At 61.3% G+C, this 4,664-nt stretch carries 4 protein-coding genes and 2 tRNA genes; all 6 read right to left on the bottom strand.

Features of this window, described 5'->3' with window-relative positions:
• The 6 genes from WBB95_RS07450 to WBB95_RS07425 all read right to left on the bottom strand — a co-directional run bounded on the left by WBB95_RS07450 (position 1) and on the right by WBB95_RS07425 (position 4,463).
• Positions 1 to 59 (bottom strand) — tRNA-Asp (locus WBB95_RS07450).
• A 63-nt stretch (positions 60 to 122) separates the two neighbouring features.
• A tRNA-Val gene (locus WBB95_RS07445) sits at positions 123 to 198 on the bottom strand.
• Between the two features lie 107 nt (positions 199 to 305).
• Entirely contained in the window at positions 306 to 1,070 is a 765-nt protein-coding gene (locus WBB95_RS07440) for an SDR family oxidoreductase (protein WP_424486980.1), read from the bottom strand.
• A gap of 11 nt (positions 1,071 to 1,081) precedes the next feature.
• The gene (locus WBB95_RS07435) at positions 1,082 to 2,293 is read right to left on the bottom strand and encodes an O-succinylhomoserine sulfhydrylase (RefSeq protein ID WP_424486979.1); all 1,212 of its coding nucleotides are present in this window, start codon (positions 2,291 to 2,293) and stop codon (positions 1,082 to 1,084) included.
• A gap of 65 nt (positions 2,294 to 2,358) precedes the next feature.
• Complete coding sequence (gene purF / locus WBB95_RS07430; RefSeq protein WP_064453243.1) at positions 2,359 to 3,864, bottom strand: amidophosphoribosyltransferase; 1,506 nt, start codon at positions 3,862 to 3,864, stop codon at positions 2,359 to 2,361.
• Positions 3,865 to 3,905: 41 nt separating this feature from the next.
• Positions 3,906 to 4,463: a CvpA family protein gene (locus tag WBB95_RS07425; RefSeq protein WP_003192538.1), complete on the bottom strand. Its 558-nt coding sequence runs from the start codon at positions 4,461 to 4,463 to the stop codon at positions 3,906 to 3,908.
• Positions 4,464 to 4,664 lie beyond the last annotated feature (201 nt).

Raw genomic sequence — 4,664 nt, 5'->3', positions numbered from 1 at the left:
GACGGGACTCGAACCCGCGACCCCCGGCGTGACAGGCCGGTATTCTAACCGACTGAACTACCGCTGCGCGTCGGTGCAACCTTTAACGTTGCGTCTTGCCCGAAGACAAAACTCTCAAGAAGTGGTGGGTGATGACGGGATCGAACCGCCGACCCTCTGCTTGTAAGGCAGATGCTCTCCCAGCTGAGCTAATCACCCTTTGCTTCGTTGAGGCCGCGAAATTTACGCAGGTAGCGGACCTAAGTCAATAGCCTGCTTGAAGTTTTTCTGAAAAAGACAAAATGACTTCAAGACCGCTGCCCGCCCTACTCGCTGTAAATCATCTTCTTGCTCATGCCACCGTCCACGACAAACTCCTGCCCGGTGACAAACCCCGCTTGGCGCGACAGCAACCACGCCACCATCGCCGCCACGTCCTCCACCGTACCCACCCTGCCCGCCGGATGCTGAGCGTGGTCGGCGTCGGTCAACGGCTCTGCGCGACGCGCTGACGGATCACGTGCATCGATCCAGCCAGGGCTGACAGCATTGACCCGCACTTCCGGCCCCAGGCTCATCGCCAAGGCGTGTGTCAGGGCCACCAGGCCGCCCTTGCTGGCGGCATAAGCCTCGGTGTCCGGCTCCGACTGACGAGCCCGGGTCGACGCCAGGTTGACGATCGCGCCGCCGTGAGCGCGCAGGTAGGGCGCGCAATGCTTGGCCAACAACATCGGCCCACTGAGATTGACCGCCAACACGCGGTTCCAGTAAGCCAGGTCGAGGCTTTCCAGGGTGATATTGCGCGGATCGGCCACCGCCGCGTTGCACACCAACGCATCCAGGCGACCGAATTGCCCCAGCACCTCAGCCACACCCTGGGCCACTTGCTTCTCGTCGGCCACGTCCATGGTGATAAACCAGGCGTTGTCGCCCAGCACCTTGGACACCTTGGAACCGCGCTCGCGGTCCAGGTCGGTCAACACCACCTGCCAGCCTTCGCTGATCAACCACGCGGCAATGCCAAGGCCAATCCCGCGTGCCGCGCCGGTCACCAGCGCAACACGCCCGTTACTGGCCGTCGCAGCGTCCATGGACCACTCGATCACAAGGCCGCCAGCCCGCGGGCCAGGTCAGCCTGCAAATCAGCCACGTCTTCCAGGCCCACCGCAATGCGGATCAGGCTGTCGAGAATGCCCGCCGCTTCCCGTTCCTGCGGCGCCAGGCGACCGTGGGACGTGGTGCTTGGATGAGTAATGGTGGTCTTGCTGTCACCCAGGTTGGCAGTGATCGAGATCAGGCGCGTCGCATCGATAAAGCGCCAGGCGCCCTCTTTGCCGCCCCTCACTTCAAAACTCACCACCGCGCCGAAGCCACGCTGCTGACGCTGGGCCAGTTCGTGCTGCGGGTGACTCTTGAGGCCGGCGTAGTGCACTTTTTCGATACCGTCCTGCTGCTCCAGCCACTCGGCCAGGGCCTGGGCGTTGGCGCAATGCGCCTTCATGCGCAGGCTGAGGGTTTCCAGACCCTTGAGGAAGATCCACGCGTTGAACGGGCTCAAGGTCGGGCCGGCCGTACGCAGGAAGCCCACGACTTCCTTCATCTGCTCGCTGCGGCCAGCCACCACACCGCCCATGCAACGGCCTTGGCCGTCGATGAACTTGGTTGCCGAGTGCACGACGATGTCGGCGCCCAGCTTCAACGGCTGTTGCAATGCAGGGGTGCAGAAGCAGTTATCGACCACCAGCATCGCGCCCTTGGCGTGCGCCACTTCGGACAACGCCGCGATGTCCACCAACTCGGCCAGCGGGTTGGACGGCGACTCGACGAACAGCAGCTTGGTATTGGCCTTGATGGCCGCATCCCAGCCGGACAGGTCTGCCAGCGGCACGTAGTCCACTTCGATGCCGAAGCGCTTGAAGTACTTCTCGAACAGGCTGATGGTCGACCCGAACACACTGCGCGACACCAGCACGTGGTCGCCGGCGCTGCACAGGCTCATCACCACGGCCAGGATGGCAGCCATGCCGGTCGCAGTGGCAACCGCCTGCTCAGCGCCTTCCAGCGCGGCGATACGCTCTTCGAACGCGCGCACGGTCGGGTTGGTGTAACGCGAATAAACGTTGCCCGGCACTTCACCGGCAAACCGCGCGGCGGCGTCGGCGGCGGTGCGGAACACGTAGCTGGAGGTGAAGAACATCGGGTCACCGTGCTCACCTTCCGGGGTGCGGTGCTGGCCGGCGCGCACGGCCAGGGTATCGAAAGCTACGCCATCGAGGTCGCTGTCCAACCGACCGGCATCCCATTCCTGACTCATGCTGCGACTCCTTACTCAATTCTTTATTTAAGATACAAAACCGGCCCCTCAGGGCCGGTGTTTACTCAGTTGTTGTACAGATCGATGATCGCGCTGACCGCCTGGGTCTTGATCTTCGAGGAGTCGTTACGCGCCTGCTCGATCTTGTTCAGGTAGGCCTCGTCGACGTCTCCGGTCACGTACTTGCCGTCGAACACGGCGCAGTCGAACTGCTCGATCTTGATCTTGCCACCGCCAACCGCTTCGATCAGGTCCGGCAGGTCCTGATAGATCAGCCAATCGGCGCCGATCAGGTCGGCCACGTCCTGGGTCGAACGGTTGTGGGCGATCAGCTCGTGAGCGCTCGGCATGTCGATACCGTACACGTTCGGGTAACGCACGGCAGGCGCGGCGGAACAGAAGTACACGTTCTTCGCACCGGCTTCACGGGCCATCTGGATGATTTGCTTGCAGGTGGTGCCGCGCACGATGGAGTCGTCTACCAGCATCACGTTCTTGCCACGGAATTCCAGCTCGATCGCGTTGAGCTTCTGGCGTACCGACTTCTTGCGCGCCGCCTGGCCCGGCATGATGAAGGTGCGGCCGATGTAGCGGTTCTTCACGAAACCTTCGCGGAACTTGACGCCCAAGTGGTTGGCCAGCTCCAGCGCGGCGGTGCGGCTGGTGTCCGGGATCGGGATGACCACGTCGATATCGTGCTCAGGACGCTCGCGCAGAATCTTCTCGGCCAGCTTCTCGCCCATGCGCAGGCGCGCCTTGTACACCGAAACGCCGTCGATGATCGAATCCGGACGCGCCAGGTAGACGTGCTCGAAGATGCACGGGGTGAGTTTCGGCGCGACAGCGCACTGACGAGTGTGCAGCTTACCGTCTTCAGTGATGTAGACCGCTTCGCCCGGCGCGAGGTCGCGGATCAGGGTGAAGCCCAGCACGTCCAGGGACACGCTTTCGGAGGCGATCATGTACTCGACGCCTTCGTCGGTGTGACGCTGGCCGAACACGATCGGGCGGATGCCGTGCGGATCGCGGAAACCGACGATGCCGTAACCGGTGATCATGGCCACTACCGCGTAGCCACCGACGCAACGGTTGTGCACGTCAGTGACGGCAGCAAACACGTCTTCTTCGGTCGGCTGCAGCTTGCCGCGCTGGGCCAGCTCGTGGGCGAACACGTTGAGCAGCACTTCCGAGTCGGAGTTGGTGTTGACGTGGCGCAGGTCAGATTCGTAAATCTCCTTGGCCAGTTGCTCAACGTTGGTCAGGTTGCCGTTGTGCGCCAAGGTAATGCCGTAAGGCGAGTTGACGTAAAACGGTTGAGCTTCAGCCGAGGTCGAGCTACCGGCAGTCGGGTAACGCACATGGCCAATGCCCATGTGCCCGACGAGGCGCTGCATGTGACGCTGATGGAACACGTCACGCACCAGGCCATTGTCCTTGCGCAGGAATAACCGGCCGTCGTGGCTGGTCACAATACCGGCAGCGTCCTGGCCGCGGTGCTGGAGGACGGTTAGCGCGTCATACAGCGCCTGATTCACGTTCGACTTACCGACGATACCGACGATGCCACACATGCGACGCAACCCCTACTTAATGAATCTTGACTGAACACAGCTTACTGAGGCGTTTTGGCCGGTAAGAGGTGTTCCTTGAACGGAAGATCAGCGGGTACGCTGATTCCGCTGGCCAGCCACTGACTGCTCCACCCCAAAATGAGGTTTTTGGACCAGTCTGCAACCAATAGAAATTTTGGCACGAGTACCGACTCCTGCCACCACGAATCCTGCTGTACTGGCCCCAGGCTCAACAACCCGACCGCCACAACCACCAGCAACGCGCCACGCGCAGCGCCGAAGGCCATGCCGAGAAATCGATCGGTCCCGGAGAGGCCGGTGACACGTATCAATTCGCCAATAAGATAATTGACCATTGCCCCCACCAGCAGCGTGGCGATGAACATGATGGCGCAGCCCGCGATGACGCGAGCCGAAGGTGTTTCGATGTACCCGGCCAGGTAAACCGACAGTGAACCACCGAACATCCAGGCTACGACTCCTGCGATGATCCAGGTCAGCAACGACAGTGCTTCTTTTACGAAGCCGCGGCTTAGACTGATCAAAGCGGAGATGGCGACGATTGCAACGATCGCCCAATCAACCCAGGTAAATGGCACAGTTCAGCCTACGTACGGATAAGGCGGCGCATTTTAGCAGAGCGCCGGGCTATCGGTAAGCTGTGATTGCGGGTGCTTTGCAAATCAATGGGTTGAGCAGAGAGAACACTCTTTCAAGGCAACCAAAACAAAGTGGGAGCTGGCTTGCCTGCGATGAGGCTGGCACTTTCAACATCACTGTTGACTGCCCCACCGCAATCG

It is taken from the genome of Pseudomonas sp. (genome assembly GCF_049645325.1).
GTDB lineage: Bacteria > Pseudomonadota > Gammaproteobacteria > Pseudomonadales > Pseudomonadaceae > Aquipseudomonas.
This window is presented reverse-complemented; position numbering and strand designations above follow the sequence as displayed.